This window comes from Paenibacillus hamazuiensis (assembly GCF_023276405.1).
In the GTDB taxonomy this organism is placed as follows: Bacteria; Bacillota; Bacilli; order Paenibacillales; family NBRC-103111; genus Paenibacillus_AF; species Paenibacillus_AF hamazuiensis.
The window spans coordinates 689,738-707,852 of record NZ_JALRMO010000001.1 but is presented as its reverse complement, the minus strand read 5'-3'; the positions used below and the strand labels follow the sequence as shown (position 1 = coordinate 707,852).

17 protein-coding genes are annotated in these 18,115 nt (G+C 53.8%); 3 read left to right on the top strand and 14 right to left on the bottom strand.

What is annotated here, in order from left to right; genetic code table 11:
* The first annotated feature begins 86 nt into the window (after positions 1-86).
* Positions 87-983 carry a helix-turn-helix domain-containing protein gene (locus MYS68_RS02875; protein WP_248924376.1) on the top strand — a complete coding sequence of 299 codons (897 nt, stop codon included), beginning with the start codon at positions 87-89 and terminating at the stop codon, positions 981-983.
* 27 nt (positions 984-1,010) lie between these two features.
* The gene (locus tag MYS68_RS02870; RefSeq protein ID WP_248924375.1) at positions 1,011-1,595 is read left to right on the top strand and encodes a hypothetical protein; all 585 of its coding nucleotides are present in this window, start codon (positions 1,011-1,013) and stop codon (positions 1,593-1,595) included.
* Between the two features lie 19 nt (positions 1,596-1,614).
* Here MYS68_RS02870 and MYS68_RS02865 read toward each other — a convergent pair whose 3' ends face one another.
* From MYS68_RS02865 to MYS68_RS02815, 11 genes are all read right to left on the bottom strand, one after another.
* Positions 1,615-1,977 carry a response regulator gene (locus MYS68_RS02865; protein ID WP_248924374.1) on the bottom strand — a complete coding sequence of 121 codons (363 nt, stop codon included), beginning with the start codon at positions 1,975-1,977 and terminating at the stop codon, positions 1,615-1,617.
* A 119-nt stretch (positions 1,978-2,096) separates the two neighbouring features.
* Complete coding sequence (locus tag MYS68_RS02860) at positions 2,097-2,306, bottom strand: CLC_0170 family protein (RefSeq protein WP_248924373.1); 210 nt, start codon at positions 2,304-2,306, stop codon at positions 2,097-2,099.
* Positions 2,307-2,331: 25 nt separating this feature from the next.
* Positions 2,332-3,576, bottom strand: a complete 1,245-nt coding sequence (locus MYS68_RS02855) for a Ger(x)C family spore germination protein (RefSeq protein WP_248924372.1) — start codon at positions 3,574-3,576, stop codon at positions 2,332-2,334.
* Positions 3,545-4,666 carry a GerAB/ArcD/ProY family transporter gene (locus MYS68_RS02850; RefSeq protein WP_248924371.1) on the bottom strand — a complete coding sequence of 374 codons (1,122 nt, stop codon included), beginning with the start codon at positions 4,664-4,666 and terminating at the stop codon, positions 3,545-3,547. Before MYS68_RS02850 ends, MYS68_RS02855 begins: the two co-directional genes overlap by 32 nt.
* Positions 4,614-6,323 (bottom strand): spore germination protein, encoded by a 1,710-nt coding sequence (locus MYS68_RS02845; RefSeq protein ID WP_420852089.1) that lies wholly within the window; start codon positions 6,321-6,323, stop codon positions 4,614-4,616. The genes MYS68_RS02850 and MYS68_RS02845 overlap by 53 nt, the downstream gene beginning before the upstream one ends.
* 537 nt (positions 6,324-6,860) lie before the next feature.
* The gene (locus MYS68_RS02840; protein ID WP_248924370.1) at positions 6,861-8,510 is read right to left on the bottom strand and encodes an extracellular solute-binding protein; all 1,650 of its coding nucleotides are present in this window, start codon (positions 8,508-8,510) and stop codon (positions 6,861-6,863) included.
* 59 nt (positions 8,511-8,569) lie between these two features.
* The gene (locus MYS68_RS02835) at positions 8,570-9,448 is read right to left on the bottom strand and encodes a carbohydrate ABC transporter permease (protein ID WP_248924369.1); all 879 of its coding nucleotides are present in this window, start codon (positions 9,446-9,448) and stop codon (positions 8,570-8,572) included.
* Positions 9,449-9,460: 12 nt separating this feature from the next.
* Complete coding sequence (locus MYS68_RS02830) at positions 9,461-10,429, bottom strand: ABC transporter permease (RefSeq protein WP_420852088.1); 969 nt, start codon at positions 10,427-10,429, stop codon at positions 9,461-9,463.
* A 148-nt stretch (positions 10,430-10,577) separates the two neighbouring features.
* Entirely contained in the window at positions 10,578-12,887 is a 2,310-nt protein-coding gene (locus MYS68_RS02825; protein WP_248924368.1) for a helix-turn-helix domain-containing protein, read from the bottom strand.
* Positions 12,888-13,087: 200 nt separating this feature from the next.
* Positions 13,088-13,708, bottom strand: coding sequence for a nucleotidyltransferase family protein (locus MYS68_RS02820; protein ID WP_248924367.1), 621 nt, complete (start codon positions 13,706-13,708; stop codon positions 13,088-13,090).
* Between the two features lie 28 nt (positions 13,709-13,736).
* Complete coding sequence (locus MYS68_RS02815) at positions 13,737-14,627, bottom strand: LysR family transcriptional regulator (RefSeq protein WP_248924366.1); 891 nt, start codon at positions 14,625-14,627, stop codon at positions 13,737-13,739.
* Between the two features lie 671 nt (positions 14,628-15,298).
* Here MYS68_RS02815 and MYS68_RS02810 point away from each other — a divergent pair.
* Complete coding sequence (locus tag MYS68_RS02810; RefSeq protein ID WP_248924365.1) at positions 15,299-16,039, top strand: SDR family NAD(P)-dependent oxidoreductase; 741 nt, start codon at positions 15,299-15,301, stop codon at positions 16,037-16,039.
* A 193-nt stretch (positions 16,040-16,232) separates the two neighbouring features.
* Here the strand turns inward: MYS68_RS02810 and MYS68_RS02805 are convergent, their stop codons facing one another.
* The 3 genes from MYS68_RS02805 to MYS68_RS02795 all read right to left on the bottom strand — a co-directional run bounded on the left by MYS68_RS02805 (position 16,233) and on the right by MYS68_RS02795 (position 18,106).
* Positions 16,233-16,397, bottom strand: coding sequence for a hypothetical protein (locus MYS68_RS02805; protein WP_248924364.1), 165 nt, complete (start codon positions 16,395-16,397; stop codon positions 16,233-16,235).
* Positions 16,398-16,482: 85 nt separating this feature from the next.
* Positions 16,483-17,259: a VOC family protein gene (locus MYS68_RS02800; RefSeq protein ID WP_248924363.1), complete on the bottom strand. Its 777-nt coding sequence runs from the start codon at positions 17,257-17,259 to the stop codon at positions 16,483-16,485.
* A 19-nt stretch (positions 17,260-17,278) separates the two neighbouring features.
* On the bottom strand, positions 17,279-18,106 hold the full coding sequence (locus tag MYS68_RS02795) for a GyrI-like domain-containing protein (RefSeq protein WP_248924362.1): 828 nt from the start codon (positions 18,104-18,106) through the stop codon (positions 17,279-17,281).
* Between the last annotated feature and the right edge of the window lie 9 nt (positions 18,107-18,115).

Genomic DNA, 18,115 nt, shown 5'->3' with positions numbered 1-18,115 from the left:
CAGGAATGCAGACGGATTGCCTGCCTTGTACAACTGCGTTTATAATGAACAGTACGATCGGCTAACTTTGTCGGAGGTGGGGGTTTATGCCAGCAGGCCTACTCGAAGTGTTCAAGTCGGACGAGCGATTCCGCAGCGGTATGAACATCTTCGTCAACCGCGCCTATGAAGCGTTCGACATCCCGCAGCATACGCACGACGCGATCGAAATCAGCTACGTAACGGAAGGCACCGGCTTCCAGTTTATCAACGACTCCGTCGTATCGGTAAGGCGGGGCGACATCTTCCTGCTGCCGATCGGCACCTCTCACGTGTACAGGCCCCCCTCTCCGGAAAAAACCCGCACCTTGGGCGTCATCAACTGCGTATTCCGACTGGAAGCGCTCGCAAATACACCTGACTTCCCGCCGCCGGGCTCGGTGCTGCACGACGCGATTTTTTCCCCGCATCAAATGCAGCTGCCGTATTTTCATCATTACGACAAAGACAGCCTGTTCACCGAGCTGTTCCATTCGATTTTGACGGAATACCGGCAAAGGCAGGCTTGCTACGAGGTTGTCGTGCAGGGGCTGTTTATGCAGATCATCGCCGCGCTGCACCGGAGCACCTTGACGCCTTCCGCCGCCGAACGCGGCAACGACAAAATTCTCGACGCGATTCATTTCATCAAGCGCCATTTTCACGAGGACATTACGCTGAAGCAGGTCGCCGAGCATGCTTATCTGAGCGTCAGCCATCTGCAAAGACTGCTCAAGCAAACGACCGGCGTCTCCTTCACCTCGTACGTTCAGCATTTGCGCGTCCAGAAGTGCTGCGAGTTGCTTAAATCCTCCACGATGACCGTACAGCAAATCGCCGGTGCGGTCGGATACCAGGACATGAAATTTTTTCATTCCCTGTTTCGGGAACGAACCGGGATGACGCCGCAGGAATACCGGAAAAACGGGGAGGCCGAGCTGCTTCGGGCCGTCCCGAATCCTTAAACGGACGGATGAAGGGAGGAACCATTCGTGGGCAAATCGTTGGTCATCAGAAGCGAAGCATCGTATTCGCTCAATTTTTTGGTATATATCCAGAATATATTTCTTAACCGGCATCGCCCGAATAAACAGGAATGCAGGTTTCCTTATATTTTATCCAAAGAGACCGATTTTGCGGAATCGTTCGAGGATGCTTTCCGCCGGCTGTGGAACGAAATTTTGCACAACCTGTGCGAGCACCCTGCGCACGATTTGAAGCTGTTTTACGAGCGGAAGCTCCTGTTTTACGAAAAGCTTTTCGCAAGCAATGCGGAGCAATTGCATACGTATAACGAAATTTATCAATCGTTTAAAGTTTGGTGGGACAGCTTTGCAGGACGGTTTGCGCTGGAGCGGTCCGTCTCGGACCAAAACCGCGTGCTGTACAGGGAATTATCCGGCGCCGCCATTCAAGCGGGAATCGAACTTCGCAAGGAATTCAGCATCAGCCTCGTCTATGACGAATTTCCGCTCGGAGACGCGGAAGGAGATTCCTATTTCGCCGTCGTACCGATAGGCGATTATTTTGTGAAAGATAAACAGCTGGTGTCCCATTTGCTGAAATATATGTACTGACCGCCTCGGCTTCCGCCGGTTATTTGGCGATGGCGCGTTTGATCGCATCGACGAGCCGGCCGGGATCAAACGGCTTGACGACAAAATCCAGAGCTCCCGCCTGAATGGCTGAAACGACGTTATGCTGGTTCCCCATCGACGAACACATGATCACCTTGGCATTCGGATCGATTTCTCTGATGTGGCGCAGCGCTTCGATCCCGTACATCTCCGGCATGACGATATTCATGACGGTCAGATCGGGACGCTGTTCCTTGTATTTTTCCACGGCCGCGGAACCGTTTTCGGCTTCAACGACGTGGTGTCCCATCTGCACGATGATGTCCCTGAGAATGATTCTCATAAAAGCGGAATCATCGGCAATCATGATTTTATTGGCCATCGCGTTTTCCTCCCCGTGCCTAAGCAGCAAAAAAGTCATCTCACATTAGAAAATGAGATGACTTCGCGAAATATCGCTCCGTTTGTCCGAATTGCGGCTCAATTTACAAACATTATTCCTCACAGCAGCATGCCGTATATCCAGTACCCGACGTAACCTATACCCCCCATGGCTATATTGATCCATCCCAAAAAACGGGCCGCCTTCTCTTCTTTGTTCATCCCCTTATGGCGGTACCCCTGCACATCGAACCATAAAAGGGCCCCGCCCGTAAGCAGGAACAAGATGACCGTGAAGTTCATATAACCGATCGTAAATCCAGTCTGCATTCGGGTCGCCTCCTTAGCGCCGCTTCTACGTTGCTTTCATGCCGATGCGCCGGATATTCATCTGCACGGACAGATCGACGGACAGCTCCTTGTACATATTTTGCCAATTTTCCTTCGTTTTGATTTCCCGGTTCCAAAATCGAGGCTGCTTCGCCCGGATCTGTTCACCGAAACCGAAAATGTCGGATCCTTTTTCCTGCGTCTTCTTGATTAAATTTTGGTAAGCGGTTTTCGTCCTTGCTTCAAGCTCCTTCTCAATTTCCATGATCACATCGTTCGAAAGCGTAACCTGTTCGCTCGTTTTCTCCAAAATGTTGCCTTCTATAATGATGTTAACCTCAATGTGCGGTTTTCCTTCCTTGATTGTCGCCTTGATGGTCGACTTCCGGTTTCTCGCACCAAACAGCATGTTTTCCTTCGTTCCCGGCACTTCGACGAACCCTTCTCCTCCGGCGGGATTTTCCCCGATGATTCCCATGTACATGGCCACTTCCAGCGGCTTGGTGGTGCCGACCATCTTATCGTTTTTGAAAAACGCCATCCCGCTCACCTGTACCATTCCTTTCTCCTTCAGCAAAACGTAAGGCAGAAAACCTTCCCTGCCCTTCGCCGAAGATGAGCTCCAGAAAATGCCGAGAAAGTCGTCGGGAAAACGTCCCATCTTGACGGACATATCCATCGCGTCCATCAAATAAAAGGTCGGCACCCGCTCGAGTTGGGGCGATACTTTCATGATGTCCGCCGCTTGCCCCCGGCAAACGACCATCCAGGCCATCCGGCGAATTTCCGGATTTCGGCGGAACGTATCGTTCAAGCTTTGGATGCCTTTTTTACTGACGGCCTCCGAAATGACAATGACCCGCAAATGGCCGTAAAACAGCGGAGGAGCGATCCGCTGCTGCAGGTTGTTCAGCGCGTCGTCGATCGTTTTTCCGATTCCGTCGACGACCCACACCGTATTTTGCCCGCCGCCGCCACCCATTTGGCCCCCGCCGCCACCTCCTCCGGGACCGAGCGGGATTCTCCCCGGGACGGCGATCTGCAGTGTCACGCGTACCGAACCTCTTGCCGGGGCCGGAATGGAGCCTTTCAAATGGGAAATTTCCCCTTCCCTCTCTTCGACGTTTTCTCCGGATTCATCGACGCCGATGCCGAGCACGACGGCGCGCTGCTCGATTTCCTGCCGGTCCCAGCATCCGGTAAGCAGGGGGACGGTTAGGGTAAAGGCGACAAGCAGCTTAACCGGACTGCCCCACTTGGTTGTCCCCACCGGAATTCCCCCTTTTCTTGCGGATTGCAGCAACCGTAAACAAGATCAGCGGATAACCGATCGTGATGATGAGCCCAAGCTGCCCTACGATCGTAATGATTTTGTACATGTGCAGAACGTTTTGCGGAAGCATCGCCATGCCGAACAGAAACGGCAATATGAATGACGACAGCATCTTATGGTCGCGCAGCCGAAACAATTTGCTCGAAGCGTGAATCGTAAAATAGTAGCTGGAAAATAACGTGGTGAATACGGCGGTTACCCAAACGGCCAGGAAAGCTCCGTCGAGCCGCTCCAAAATGTTGCCGGGAAGCGATGTCGTTTTGGCCAGCTCGAGGGTCGGCCACAGCAATTTTTTCGTCTCCTCGGGACCGAATACGCCGACGGCCGCCGTTACGGCGGACAAATACAATCCCCCGGCGATGAATAACCCCCAAAATGCCCCTTTCATGGCCCGATCCGGCCGGCGCATAAACGGAATGACGATTGTGTACACGAAGCCGCCTTGAAATAAAGCCGCCACGGTTAAAACGCCGTACAGCATTCCGGACGGTTCGTTTCCCCAGAGCGGCAGCAAGTAAATGGCCTGCGCGTTTTTTAAGGACAATGCGACGATCAGCACGGCGGGAAATACGATTGCCGGCAAATAAAAGTGATGGATGTAAGCAAATGTTGTGACATCGTTGCGGCAGGAGACCGTCGCCAGCAGCAGCATGACGATGACGGTCACTTCAAGCGGCGTTTTTTTCAATACTGCGGTAATGACCACTTCGCCGAACTCCCGCGCGGCGAGCGAAGTTAATACCGCGAAGAAAGCGATGATCAATACGTTTCCGCTCCAAGCCAGCCATTTGCCGACGATCGTTTCCCCGTATTCGATGATCGATTGATTCGGAAAACGCATGCCCAGCTTGGTGATGAGCCATAAACCCGAAGCGGCGACCAATATGGCCAGAAAAGTAACGAGCGGCGCCCCGGTATCTGCTGCACGCACGCCAAAAAGGGGCAATGGAAGCACGCCGACACCAATGATGGTGCTAATGAGCACCGCCGCTGCCTGGATTACCGTGACTTGGCGGGGATATTCCATCTTGTATGTCCTCCTTTTCGTTGCCGACATCAATTGGATCGAGCGTATTCGTCGACGGCTGCTTCAATTGATTGACAACATCGTTACCCACACGATAAATGTTAGGCGTATGCAAGGACGCAGGTCTTTTTAACATCGACCACAAAGGCCAGCGGAAGACCGTATCCTTCATCCCTTGGAAATTGCCGGGTACCACAGGACTTAAGTAAGGAACTCCGAACGATTTCAAGGAGAGCAGGTGATTGGCAATAAGAATGAGCCCGACCATCACGCCGTAAAGCCCGAACATTCCGGCCAGAATGACGAGCGGAAAGCGAAGCAGCCGCAAAGCCAACGCGGCGTTGTAAGCCGGGGTGGCGAACGACCCGATCGTCGTCAAGGCGATGACGACAACCGTGATCGGGCTCACAAATCCGGCGGAAACCGCCGCCTGGCCGATAACCAGGACGCCGACGATCGACAACGCGCCGCCGACCTGCTGCGGCAGGCGAAGCGTCGCTTCGCGCAGCACTTCCATCGAAGCCTCCATGACAAGCACCTCGACGACGGAAGGGAACGGTACGCCCGCACGTCCGCCGGATACCGCAACGGCGAATTTGGTCGGGATGAGCTCCGGATTAAACGAAATGATCGCCACATACAAGGACGGCGTGATGAGCGAGAAGACGAGAGCCAGCAAGCGGGCCAAGCGGACGAAGCTGACCATCAAAAACCGTTCGGAGTAGTCTTCCGTCGTCTGGTAAAATTGGCTGAATACCGTCGGAACGATCAGAGCGAAAGGCGAGCCGTCGACCATGATGATGACTCTTCCTTCCAGCATGCTGGCGACGGCCTTGTCCGTCCGCTCCGTGTTCTGCACCTGCGGGAAAGGCGAAAAGTTATTGTCCTCGATAAATTGCTCCAGGTAACCGACATCCATAATGCCGTCGATTTCGATGGCGGAAAGCCGGTTTTCCACCTCTTTCACCAATGCCTCGTTCACGATGCCTTTCAAATAACAAATGGCTACCTTGGATTTGGTGTAGCGTCCGATTTTCATCGTCTTCACGTGAAAGTCCGTGCTGGGAAGCCGGTAGCGAAGAAGGGAAATGTTCGTCGCGAGCTGCTCGATGAATCCTTCGCGCGGCCCGCGAATGACTTGCTCCGTTTCCGGTTGAGTGACCGACCGTTTCTCCACCTGCGTCGTTGTGACCATGATGGCTTCGTCGATTCCGTCCACCACGACAACGGTCGTGCCGCGCAGCAGCGCTTCGATAATGGGCGGCAGCCGGTATTCGAGCGTCGCTTTGCTGTGGTATATCACATCGTTCAAAATGAAGTCTTTGAGCTGCTGCCGCTCCGGCAGCTTCCCGATCATATGCGGCGGCAAATACATCAGCGGCTTTAAAATATCCGTATTGATGATGGAAATATCGGACATATTCGAGAAATAAAACATGACTGCGCGATATTCGCCGAATACATGAAAACGATGCATCGTGAAATCTTCGTTTTCCCCCAGCAAATCGGTAATGTAACGGACCGTATCCTCCAATGACCCGGTGACGCGATCGTCGGATTGCTGCTGCATATATCGGTCGGGTATATTCGCTTGTTCCGTTTGCGGCCGTTTCGTTTTCTTATGTTTGACAAGCCGCCGCCAGTCCCAGTTGGTCATAGAGGCACACCTCGCTTTACCTTTGCCTGATTAGCAAATATTGCTTAGTATGCGCTGGATTTTTGTGGATTATGCTGGGGGGCCGCCCCCTAAATCAGCAGATCACCCCCTAATCAGCAGACCACCCCCTAAATTAGCAGATCACCCCCTAATCAGCAGACCACCCCCTAAATCCCCCTAAAGGGGGACCCCAGGCGCTCAGGCGCCCTGGACCCGCCCGCAGAGAGAAGCTGCTCGCTTCTAGGTCGCGTATGTCTTTCCATGGATTTTTGCTTCTTGCAAAAATCCGATGTCGGACACGCTTTACTTTTGGCGCGAGACCGATTTAGTAACTGTGTGCCTCGTACCCGCGATTGTCCGGCATTCTTCGGCTAACGCCGAATTTAGTGCTGGACACGCTTTACTTCACCTTTTTGAGACGCTTAAAGCTCTTGACAAACGCAAAAGCGTCCGGTCCCCGGGAGGTTGGGTCAGGGGCCGGACGCTTCTTTTTGTTGCAGCTAACTTTTGTGAGTGACCATGGGCTTTATTCCACGCTTATTTTCTTGCGTTGAACCGGTCGTAGGCGGATTGGTAAATTTTTTGCGCCTCGTCGATGCCCATGCTTTTCAGCCGTTTTTGGAACTCGTCGATTTTGCTTACGGGATCGGCTCCCATCAGGATGCGCAGCACGGTTTCCTGCTTGTACGTGTTGATGTCGCTCATGATCGATCCGAGCTTGGAGCTTTCGTCCGACGTCAAGCTGAGCGTCGTCGGCGTGTTCAGCGAAAAATCGGCGCCCGCAAACGTTTTGATCGACTCCTTTTGCTCCGGGAACGGCAGCGAAACCTGGCTCCACGCCTCGTATTCCATCACCTTCGTATGGCCGAACACCGGCGTCGCGTAGCGGTAAATCGCCTGCTGCGGAGCTTTTCCGTCCGGGCTTTTCATAATCTCGTCGGTGAAAGTTTTCTTGCCGTCCTTCACGGTGTAGCTCTTGCCTTCAATGCCCCAGTTGAGCAGCGCCTGCCCTTCCTCCGAGTACATGTAGTCGATCAGCCTGACAATTTCCTTCGGATATTTCGAGCTTTTGGTAATGATGGCCGACAAGCCGACCTTTTGAACGGCCTGCGAAGCGTAGTTATACGGTTTGCCGCCCGGCCCGACCGGGGGTTTGACGCCGATTAACGAGAAGTTCGGATTTTTCGTTCTCGCCGCCGTCGTCGTATTGCCGATGATCGACCCGAGCGAACCGAAGGTCGTGCCGACGATCTCGTTTTGCAGCTTGGTGGTCAGGCCCTTCGTGTCCGTCGAGGCGAATTCGGAATCGATCAGCCCTTCCTTGTACCAGCCGGCCATCGTCGTCAGGAAATCTTTATACTGCGGCTGGAGCGGACCGTACAATAGCTTGCCGGTGGCCGGATCTTTGTAAAATCCGTCCAATATGCCCCAGGCCGCGGTAAATTCGCTCATCCCGCCGCCGATCCCGCCGAGCGCGGTGCCGCTTGGGCTTTTCGCGATGCTGTACGGAATTTCGTCGGCTTTGCCGTTGCCGTTCGGGTCTTTTTCCTTAAAAGCTTTCAAAACGGTGTGCCATTCGTCGACCGTGGCGGGCGGTTTGAGGCCCAGCTTATCGAGCCAATCCTTGCGGATAATAAGGCCGTTGTAGCTCGTTCTCAGCGGATCTGGATCGAGCTGGAAAAATCCGGGGTACGTTCCGTCATCCAGCGTCACGAACTTTTTCAAATCCGGATATTTGTGCAGCGTTTTCTTGTAATTCGGAGCGTATTTGTCCAAATAATCGTTCAGCTTGATGGCGACTCCATCGTTGATCAGTCCGGTCAATCCCCGCGGTACGCCGCTCCAGTCCCAAAAAATGACGTCCGGGTAGTCGCCGGAGGCGAGCATGACGTTCAGCGCATCGGGCGTATTGGGCGGATGGACGAATTCGATATGGATGCCCGTCCGTTTCTCCAGCTCCTTGAACGCTTCGATTTCCCCCATACTCTTCAGTTCGGTTTCCACGTAATTCCGCTGGTACCACTTGATCGTAATCGGCGATTTTACAATGGGCAGCGACAGCGATTCGGGCGCGCCCGAGTCCGCGGCGGACGGCGGGTTCGCGGCTTCCTTGCCGGAGCAGCCGGCGACGATGCCGCCAAGCAGCAGACAGCTGAGCAGCGAATGAACGATTTTTTTCATGTGCATGAGATTTACTCCCCCTAAACATGTAATGGTATATCGCCTGACATCAAGAACGGTGCGGCTTAGCCCTTGATAGCTCCGATCATGACGCCTTTGGCAAAATATTTTTGCAAAAAAGGGTACACGATAAGCACCGGAACGGTGGCGACCATGATGGTCGTATATTTGATGACCTCGCTCATGTCCTGACCTTTCTGGTTCACGCCGAGCGTCACCATCATGTCATCGGTGCTGTTCGCGATCAAAATGTTGCGCAGCACGAGCTGAAGCGGAAACAGCTCCGATTTGTTCAGGTAAATCGACGCGTTGAACCAGGCGTTCCAATGCCCGACGCCGTAATACAAAATCATGACGGAGATGACCGGCATCGACAGCGGCAGTATGATGCGGAATAAAATGACCCAGTCGCCCGCGCCGTCCAGCCTCGCCGACTCCTCCAGCGCTTCCGGTATCCCCTGGAAATAAGTTCGCATGATGATCAAATTCATCGTACCGATCAGCCCCGGCAGCACCATCGCCCCGATCGAATTGAGCATGCCCATTCCTTTGACGAGCAGGTAAGTCGGAATCAGGCCCCCGCCGAAAAACATCGTAAACACGATGAACATCATGATGTGGTTTCTCAGCAGCACCCCTTTGCGCGACAAGGCGTAAGCCATTAAAGCGGTTACAATCACGTTAAGCGTCGTCCCGACCGAGACGTAGATCAGCGTGTTTTTATAACCTGACAATATAAGCGGATTTTGCAGCACCAGCTTGTACGCTTCCCATTGAATGCCGATCGGCGCCAGCAGCAGGCCATGGTGACCGGACAGCTCCGTCGGACTGCTGACGGAAGCGAACGCGACGTACAAGAACGGGTACAGCGTTGCGACCGTCAGCGCGCAGAGGATGATCGCGTTCGCCGTATCGAAAACGATCTCGCCCACACTTCGTTTCATGTCTCGCCCCTCCTACCAAAGACTCGAATCGGAAAATTTTTTGCTTAATTTGTTCGCGCCGATGAGCAGCACGAAATTGATCAGCGAGTTGAACAACCCGATGGCGGAGCTGTAGCTGTAATTGGCATCGACGATCCCTTTGCGGTACACGAAGGAAGAGATGACGTCCGCGGTTTCGTAAGTTGACGGATTGTACAGCAAAATGATTTTCTCGAAGCCGACATCCATCATATGGCCGATTCGCAGGATCAGCAAAATAATGATGGTCGGCATGATCCCCGGCAGCGTGACGCTCAATATTTGCCGGAACCGGCCGGCGCCGTCAATATTCGCGGCATCGTACAGCTCCTGGTCGATGCCGGACAAGGCCGCCAAATAAATGATCGACCCCCACCCGATCTCCTGCCAAATGCCAGAGCTGACGAAAATCGTGCGGAACAGCTCCGCCTTCATCAGCAAGTTGTCCCTCGTGCCGCCGAACCAGACGATGATGTCGTTGATCAACCCGTTTTTCGACGTAAAGTCGACGATGAGCCCGCAGATGATCATTACCGATACGAAGTGCGGCAAGTAAGTCAACGTTTGCACCGTTTTTTTGAACCACATCTTCCGCACCTCATTGAGGAGCAGAGCGAGCAGGATCGGGGCGGGAAAACCGAACAGCAGCGAGTACAAATTGATCAGCAGCGTGTTTTTGATGATCCGCCAAAAATAATAGCTTTTGAAAAAATCCTGAAAGTGCTTGAACCCGACCCAGGGGCTGTCCCATATGCCGGCCGCCGGAGTGAACTGCTTGAATGCGATGGTCGCGCCGTACATCGGAATGTAATGAAACACGATGTAATACAAAAACCCGGGCAGCATCATCAGGTAAATGTACTTGTTCCTCAGCAAATCCTTGCGCAGGATATCGATCCCCGCGGCCAAGGAACTTCGGCTGCCCGGCGCTTCCGCACTCGCATCCTTTCGGGTTATTTCCATCGTTTTTTTGCCTCCCTCATGACTGTCGCATGACGTCGCCGTCTCGAGGCTTATCATAAGAAAACCGGCGGCATCCGGTCTACCGCCGATACTTCAAAACGTTGATTTTATTTGCGAATTCCGGTTATATAATTTTCATTATCATTTTTTAAGCTTGGCCGGAATGTTTTTCCCGGTATTCTCCGGGCGTCATTCCTTCCAGCTTTTTGAAATTGCGGATCAGGACGACGTTGCCCGAATAACCGACCTTCTCCGCAATCTCCTGAAGCGAAATCGACCGCTCGACGAGCAGCTTTTTCGCCGCCTCCACCCTTATCTTGCTAACATAATTCAAAAAATTTTCCCCGGCCTGTTCCTTGAAAAACCCCGACAAATAAGTCGGACTTATGTTGAACTCGGCGGCAACTTTCGTCAGGCTGAGCTCGGGATCGGCGAAGTTTTCCCGGATATAAGCGGCTATCCGATCCTCCAGCTGGTGGCTGTGCCTTTTTTTATCTTCGCGGATATGCTCGCATATCCGCTCGTAAATCCACAGCAGCTTCTCCCGCATTTCCTGAATCGTCCTGCTTGAGGTGAGCAGCTCGTACGGCCGCGGTCCGCCGGCAAACATGGAGTCGTAATCGAGCGCCGAAGAGCCGAGCACCTTGATCGCCGTCCCCATCATGTCGAAAAACAGACAGCGGGCCATTTCGAGCGGCAGGTTGCCCGGGGCAAAATTCATTTCATACACCTCGTTCATGATAACGCGTACTTTTGCAAAGTCGCCCTGCTTGATGCTGCCGATGAGAAGCTCCTCCGTCTGCATCGGATATACGTACGTACGCGGCTGCTGAAGCGCTTCCATTTCTTCGAAGCGGATGACGCTGCTGTACCCTCTGACGATTTGATATTCCATCGCCCGGAATGCTTCCTGATATGCGCGGTGTATGCCGTCCAGCTTATCGTGGATGCCCCCGATGCTGACCGTGATCGTATTGTCGAACTTGGCGCCGATAAACTCAAGCGCTTTCGCAGCCGCGTCGTGAAGTTTTTTCCTTTCTGCGTCGTTATTTTCCGGCAGGTTGATCAGCACCCCTACCCGGTCGATATCTATGTCCGCCGCAAACGAAGGACCGATTTCGCGGCCCAGATGCTCAAGCACGTTGCCGATGACGAATTTGGACAAATTGCGTTCCTTCAGCTTGCTCTCCCGGTATTGATCGATATGCACCAAAATAACGCTGAAAAACGGATATGCCGCTTCGATGCCGATATCTTCGAGCGCGCGTTCGTCATCGTCAAGCGTGCTCCCCCTCATCAGAGAGAGCAGCGTGTTGGATCTGATGATCGGCATTTGCCTGTGCATGGCCTGGGCAAACTGCTCTTTCTCTTTGAACGCCGTATCGGCCATCCATTCGATCAGCTCCAGCTCGTTCGCTGCGCCTTCCGGCGCGCTTTTCACTTTCGTCCGGAACAGATCGGCCAGCTTTTTGATCGGTCTGTACCTCAGTTTGGCAAGAACAACGGCAAGAACAATTCCCGCGGCAAACAGGCATAACGTGACAAGGATGACCCGGCTCGTAATCCGGCTTAAATCGTTTTTGACGAGCTGGGTGGACGTGATCGACACATACTGCCTGTCGCGGTACGACGAACGGATGCCGGAAACGAGGTACTCCTCCCCGTTCACCTCGATTTCGAAGCTTTGCCGGTGAGCCAGCCTGTCCATCGGCACCGCTGTCAGCAGCGATCTGTCCCCGATGCCGAAGATGCTGCGGCCGAAGCGGTCCAGCACATGCAAATTGCGGAACGAAGACGCCTCGTCCGAAAGAAGCTGCTCCACCTTCTTGGCATCGATCGTGACGACGATGGCCGCGACCGGCTGCTTGATCGAACCTTGAAACACCGATTGCAGCAAGCAGATGACATCGCTCGGGGCGGAGGCGTCGCTCAGCGTCAGCTTCGCGGCTCTGTACTCGAGATTATGGATTTGATGCAGCGCGTATTTCCAGTCTTCAAACGGCCAGTCCGCATACCGGTAAACGTTTTTATAAAAGTCATCGACCGTCGTTTTCGCCGTCTCCGTAACGACCGAACCCGATTTGGGGAAATAAATATAAATGCCGCGAATAAAGCTGTTCGTCTTCTTGTACCGGTCGAGATTTTCGATCAGCTTGCTCATATTGTATTTATCAACCGCATCCATATTTTCGGACACGTTAATGAACCGCTGAACCTGGCTGTCCAGCGACAGATTGATCGTCATTTCCTCGATGCTTTGCAGCCGGTCGTCCAGCACCCGCTCCGATTGCTTGAGCAGCGACAAATTGTACTCTTCCGTTTCTTTCGCGATCATTCCGGAATACTGCCAGTAGCTGAACAGCTCGATGCATAAAGGGATGAGCAGCATCAGCAAATACGAGTACAATAAACTCGCGTACAAAGTGCGCCGGCTTAGCCATCTGTTCAATATGTCCATGTGATTCTCCCCGCTGGCTGAAATGGTTTACGTACTTTAAAGACCAACCCCGCGCGGAGGTTGGTCTTTATACTTGTCATATAACGGCTCTTGTCTCAAGAACCCGTACTTTTTGATCGTAAACGGTTATGCCGGCCCGGGCAATGAACAATATTCGGAAAGATTTATCTGAAATTCACATGTTTGTGAAAAGGGCATGATTACCAGGGGATAATCGTCAATTGAGGCCAAATCTGCGCCCAGCGGGCCGTTTTCCGTTCGTAAATTTCCTTGGTGATTTGCGTTTTGTTAGGCCTGACGATCAGGCCGAACAGGTCGTTTAACCCGTAAGGGGCGTAAACGTGCCATTCGCCGTCCGCATGGCGGCGTATGCCGACAGCCGTAGCGGTGGTGGGCCATGTATTGATGGCCGCTTCCACGGAGCCGTAGGGCTCGATCGGATAGCCGAAATGCCGCTCATACCACAAATGGACGCGCGCCTGGTTTTTGACGTCCATTTGGATCGGAATGCCTCTGTATAACGCTTGAACCCGTACGATGACCTCGTTTTCCTTGTCATACGACAGGTTGGGGTCGTAGTAAACAAAGTCGATGTCGCTGATTCCCCGGTCTGCCGGAAACCCGGACACGTAGTTCCAGACGCTCTGAGCAATGCAGCCGGCTCCCACGTAATAGGATTCCAGGCCAAGATCAGGCGCTTGATCGAACACTTTCTTCAGTACGGGGTTTAATTGTACGATCTCCGTCAGGCAAGCCATCTGGCGGGCGACATTTTGGTTGTATGCGTGGTACGGCAAACGGGTCGTCGTCAATGCATTCACCTTTTTCGTCCAGTCTGAAAATAACTTTTTATAACGGTTCGTCGGAAAACTCCGTCTTTAGAAAACGGTACAGTTTTGCTCCGGCCTGCTTGAAAGGGTAGTCGGAGGTTTTGCATAGGAGGCCGCAGACCATCGCCAGCGCATTGCCGTGCAGGGGGCGCACAGCGGTACCCGCGGGAACCGGGTTCAGTACCGTCTGCGGCACCAAAGCGATCCCGAGCCCGCTCGCGACGTAATATTTCAAGGCGGCCATGCTTCCGATTTCCATCGTATCGAGCGGCGTTCCGCCCGATTCCTGCAAGGCGATCTCGAGTTTTTTGCGGTACGGGCAGCCGGTCTGCGTAATCAGCAGACGGTGGCCGCGGAGGTCGTCCGGCACGACGGACACCTTTTCCGCGAGCGGGTGTCCTTCCGGCAGCAGCAGCACGAACTTCTCCGTAAACAACGGCTCGAAATAAAGCTCGGTGCCGATTTCCGGCGCCGAGCATACCGCCAAATCCAGCTCCCCGCGAACGAGCCGTTCGCCCAAAACGGAGGAGCTGGCAATATCCACGGACACGCGGATTGCGGGAAACTGCGATATGAACCTGCCCAGAATCGCAGGCATACGGTAACTCGCCGCCGGCTCATGGACTCCGAGACGGATGTGCCCCGCTTCGCCCGATTGCAAATCTTTAAGCCGCGCCTGCAGCTGCTCCATGTCCTTGACGATTTGCGCGCTTTGCTCGTGAAACAGCCTTCCCGCTTCGGTGAGCCGGAATTTTTTCCCGCGCTCGAGGAGCCGGACACCCAGATCCGCCTCCAGTTTCTGGATTTGCATCGTGACGGTCGACTGCGCGTAATTCATTTCCTCCGCCGCCCGGTTAAAGCTCTCGTAAGCGACTATCGCCTGGAACGTTTTTAATGTTTTCAGATCCATTGCGCCACCCCGGTTGCATTGATTCAAAAATTTTGAACCATTCGATTGGATAATTCAATTATACAGAATTTGTGCCGTGTTTTAAAATAGGTGGCAGAGCTACCCCTGAGTCCCCCACCGGGGAAGCCCACCTTCCGAAGCCGGCTTAGCTCCTTATGACGCTTCGAGAGTGATGTGGTCAGGTTAAGCAGGACCATAGCGGAACTATAGTTCACTAAGTGGCCGGATTCGGATCATTTTGGAAATTAGCGGAACTCAGGTGCTCTATCTGCCTCTTTGACCGATACTCATGCCATTTTCCAACGAATTAGCGCATCTCAGTTCCTCTATTTTTTCCGATATGCCCATTTATCCGAAAATAGCGAATGTGAGTTCCGCTATGTTTGGCAAGCTGCTTTTGGGCGGGATAACAGTTCTATGTCGTTCGGCTTGCATCTTGTTCTGTAGCGCTGCGTGTCATTCAAGCGGACATCAGATTCGTTATTTCGGAGAAAAGCGCCTTATTTCAAATTTTTCGGACACCGGGTCCGTTATTCGCCGAAAAAACACCTCAACCTCGGCGCTTTCGAGCAACTAACGTATTCTGTGTCCGGACAAACGTTCGATCGTTTCATATTCTGCAAATAACGTACCTGTTGTCCGTTTCCAAACTAGACTAAGGAGTGATTACCATGGATCTAAAAAACAAAGTGGCATTGGTTACCGGAGGAGGTACGGGAATCGGCAGGGCGGTAAGTCTCTTGCTCGCGGAGCGGGGTGCGGCTGTTGCGGTGAATTACTCGCGTTCCGAGGTTGAGGCGGAGGAGACGGTGCGATTGATCGAAAGCGCCGGCGGACGCGCGATTGCGATACAAGCCGACGTGTCGAACGACGGGGCAGTAAGGGAAATGGTTGGAGCCGTTGCAAAGCAATTCGGAGAGATCGATGTGCTCGTCAATAACGCGAGCATCACGCGGCATATTCCGCTCGACGACCTGGAAGCCGCAACGGAGGAATTATGGGACGAGCTGTACGCGGTCAACGTGAAGGGAATGTTTTTCTGCGCGAGAGCGGTTGCTCCCGGGATGAAGCGAAAAAAACAAGGAGCCGTCGTCAACGTAGGAAGCATAGCCGGATTAACGGGTTCCGGCTCCTCGCTTCCGTATGCCGTATCCAAAGCGGCGGTGCACGGCCTTACCAAATCGCTGGCCCGCGCCCTGGCTCCGCACATCCGGGTGAGCAGCGTCGTTCCCGGAGCCGTCGCCACCAGATGGTGGGAAGGCCGCGAGGACACCATGAACCGTCTCAGCACGAATCTGCTGCTGCAGCGCATCTCGACTCCGGAAGATATTGCGCATATGATTTGCGCCGTTTTGGAGCAGGATTCGATGACGGGGCAAATCGTGACCGTAGACGGCGGACAAACGCTGTAACCTGCGGCGAAAAACGCATCTTCCAAATCAGCACCTCAATGCACGCCTTTTCCGGCACGCACTGCGGCTCCGCAAGACCAAGAAGGCCGCATGCGTGAAACAATCAGTCTGACGGCTTTAAGTGCACTGCCGGGAGGGCGGACGGAAGCCGCCCTCCTCCGTGCATTCCGTCACGGTGTGCTTGCTTCAAGCATTAGTCCTCCGGAGTTCGGTCGACATACAGCCGCGTGACGGAAGTAAAGTCACCCTGCTCCACTTCCGCTTCGGTTGCCTTTTCTTCCAAATCATCGCTTCCGTTCATACCGGGGGCGATGGTAGGTTCGTTTTGTTCATGATGTTTATTCATCTTGTCATCCATGCGATCACCTCACCGGTTATGTTTGGCAATGAGGCCGCAATACATACATTAAGTCCCGCGAGCCGCGACGAACACTCCCTTCGCTTCACTTCGCATTATGATCCTGCGATATCGTAATAATATTGCCTTCCTCGTCGCGGATATTAAAGAAAGACACCCGAGGGTATCGAACGATCCCGTAGACAACCTCAAACCCTAGCTCCAGCGCGTGCCGGTGAGCGTCGTCAATGTTCATCGTGGAAAACTTGCAAATGACCGGACCCTGCTCCGGTACCGGAATGTTGTCCATGCCGTTCGAATCGAGCAAAATGGCCGATCCGTCATGAAGACGGAACATATGCAGCTTACCGTAACGCTGCTCCGGTTTGACCTCGAGACCGAGCAGCTTGCCGTAACGGTCAACGGCGCGGTCCAAATCGCGCACCCAAAGGAAGACGGCATCGATCTTCGGATGAATCGGGCTCATCGCATTTCGGCCATCCGTTCCGCCGAACGCCAGATGGTACCCATCCGGGTCCTCGACCACGAATTCCTTCCAAGGCCCGCCTCCCGGATAAATCGTCGGCTCGACGGAAATACGGGCCCCTTTGCTGCGAAACTCCTCGTAAAGCGCATCGAGCTGCGCCCACGTTTCCGTATATACTTGAACGTCGACGGCATAGGCATGACCCGCAGCCGGCGGGTTCGGCCTTACTGCCGAAACGTCCGGCGCCTGATACAACTTCAGCGCCACACCATGCAGGCCGCCGCGCTCCGCCCACCAATCCGTCACGTCAAACCCGAGAACGTCGCGGTAAAATGACTGCGATCCGGCCAAATCCGACACCATCAGGACGGTCAGCGAACTGAATGTTTCTGCCATAGGGTTCACTTCCCTTCTATTATGATTGAATGATGGCGCAGTACAGATCGAGCTCGATCTCGCCTTCCTCACGCCGGCCCCAATTTCTTTGCATTTCGATGTGCCACGCCTGCGGATCCGGCCGCAGCCCCGCCTCGCGCATAAGGCCGTGCAGCTTGCTGTAGGTGCCGCTCACGCCGCTTCGCAAACCGTAGTGCCACTTAACCGCATAGGTTTGAGCCGGTATATGGAGCGCTGTCATCCCCTCGGGAATGTTGTCGATCCGTTCGACCCTAACGCCAACCCAGTAGCCGTCTTCCTCGGCAACCGTTTCGCCCGGTTTATAGACGCCCACCATTTGACGCTCGTTAACGATCCCGGAGATTTCCCCCAAGCGCTGTCTTAACTGGAATGCGGCCTTGGGGATAGCCGCAGCGTATTGCTCCCCGTCCGAACAAATGACGCGGATGCCGAGCAACTGCATCTCTTCCAAATCCCTGATCCGCATCTCGAAGCTTTGCGTCACCGCAATCGCATTGCCATCCACATCGCGCAGCGTGAAGGACGAATAATCCGGGTACCAGCTCATCCGGCCTACCTCCACCCCTGCGGATTTCAGCACGGAGTACGTCGCCTCGATATCCCGCGAAGTCAACGTGATGACCGGCTGTGCATGGGGAATTGTCCCTTCCTGGGCACGGGCAAGATGAAACATGTACTGCCCCTGCATAAACAACTCGACAAACGAGCCGTATTCATGCGGCCCTATTTCAAAACCAAGGATGTCCCTGTACCACTGCGCCGCCTGCTTTAAATCGTTCACGTAATGCACGACTCCGGGTTTTTTACTTTCAAGGAATGCGTTCATGACACCGAC

Coding starts and splice junctions, on each gene's coding strand:
- MYS68_RS02875 (WP_248924376.1), top strand. CDS start 87: ATGCCAGCAGGCCTACTCGAAGTGTTCAAGTCGGACGAGCGATTCCGC.
- MYS68_RS02865 (WP_248924374.1), bottom strand. CDS start 1,977: ATGGCCAATAAAATCATGATTGCCGATGATTCCGCTTTTATGAGAATC.
- MYS68_RS02860 (WP_248924373.1), bottom strand. CDS start 2,306: ATGCAGACTGGATTTACGATCGGTTATATGAACTTCACGGTCATCTTG.
- MYS68_RS02850 (WP_248924371.1), bottom strand. CDS start 4,666: ATGGAATATCCCCGCCAAGTCACGGTAATCCAGGCAGCGGCGGTGCTC.
- MYS68_RS02845 (WP_420852089.1), bottom strand. CDS start 6,323: ATGACCAACTGGGACTGGCGGCGGCTTGTCAAACATAAGAAAACGAAA.
- MYS68_RS02840 (WP_248924370.1), bottom strand. CDS start 8,510: ATGCACATGAAAAAAATCGTTCATTCGCTGCTCAGCTGTCTGCTGCTT.
- MYS68_RS02835 (WP_248924369.1), bottom strand. CDS start 9,448: ATGAAACGAAGTGTGGGCGAGATCGTTTTCGATACGGCGAACGCGATC.
- MYS68_RS02830 (WP_420852088.1), bottom strand. CDS start 10,429: ATGGAAATAACCCGAAAGGATGCGAGTGCGGAAGCGCCGGGCAGCCGA.
- MYS68_RS02825 (WP_248924368.1), bottom strand. CDS start 12,887: ATGGACATATTGAACAGATGGCTAAGCCGGCGCACTTTGTACGCGAGT.
- MYS68_RS02815 (WP_248924366.1), bottom strand. CDS start 14,627: ATGGATCTGAAAACATTAAAAACGTTCCAGGCGATAGTCGCTTACGAG.
- MYS68_RS02810 (WP_248924365.1), top strand. CDS start 15,299: ATGGATCTAAAAAACAAAGTGGCATTGGTTACCGGAGGAGGTACGGGA.
- MYS68_RS02805 (WP_248924364.1), bottom strand. CDS start 16,397: ATGGATGACAAGATGAATAAACATCATGAACAAAACGAACCTACCATC.
- MYS68_RS02800 (WP_248924363.1), bottom strand. CDS start 17,259: ATGGCAGAAACATTCAGTTCGCTGACCGTCCTGATGGTGTCGGATTTG.
- MYS68_RS02795 (WP_248924362.1), bottom strand. CDS start 18,106: ATGAACGCATTCCTTGAAAGTAAAAAACCCGGAGTCGTGCATTACGTG.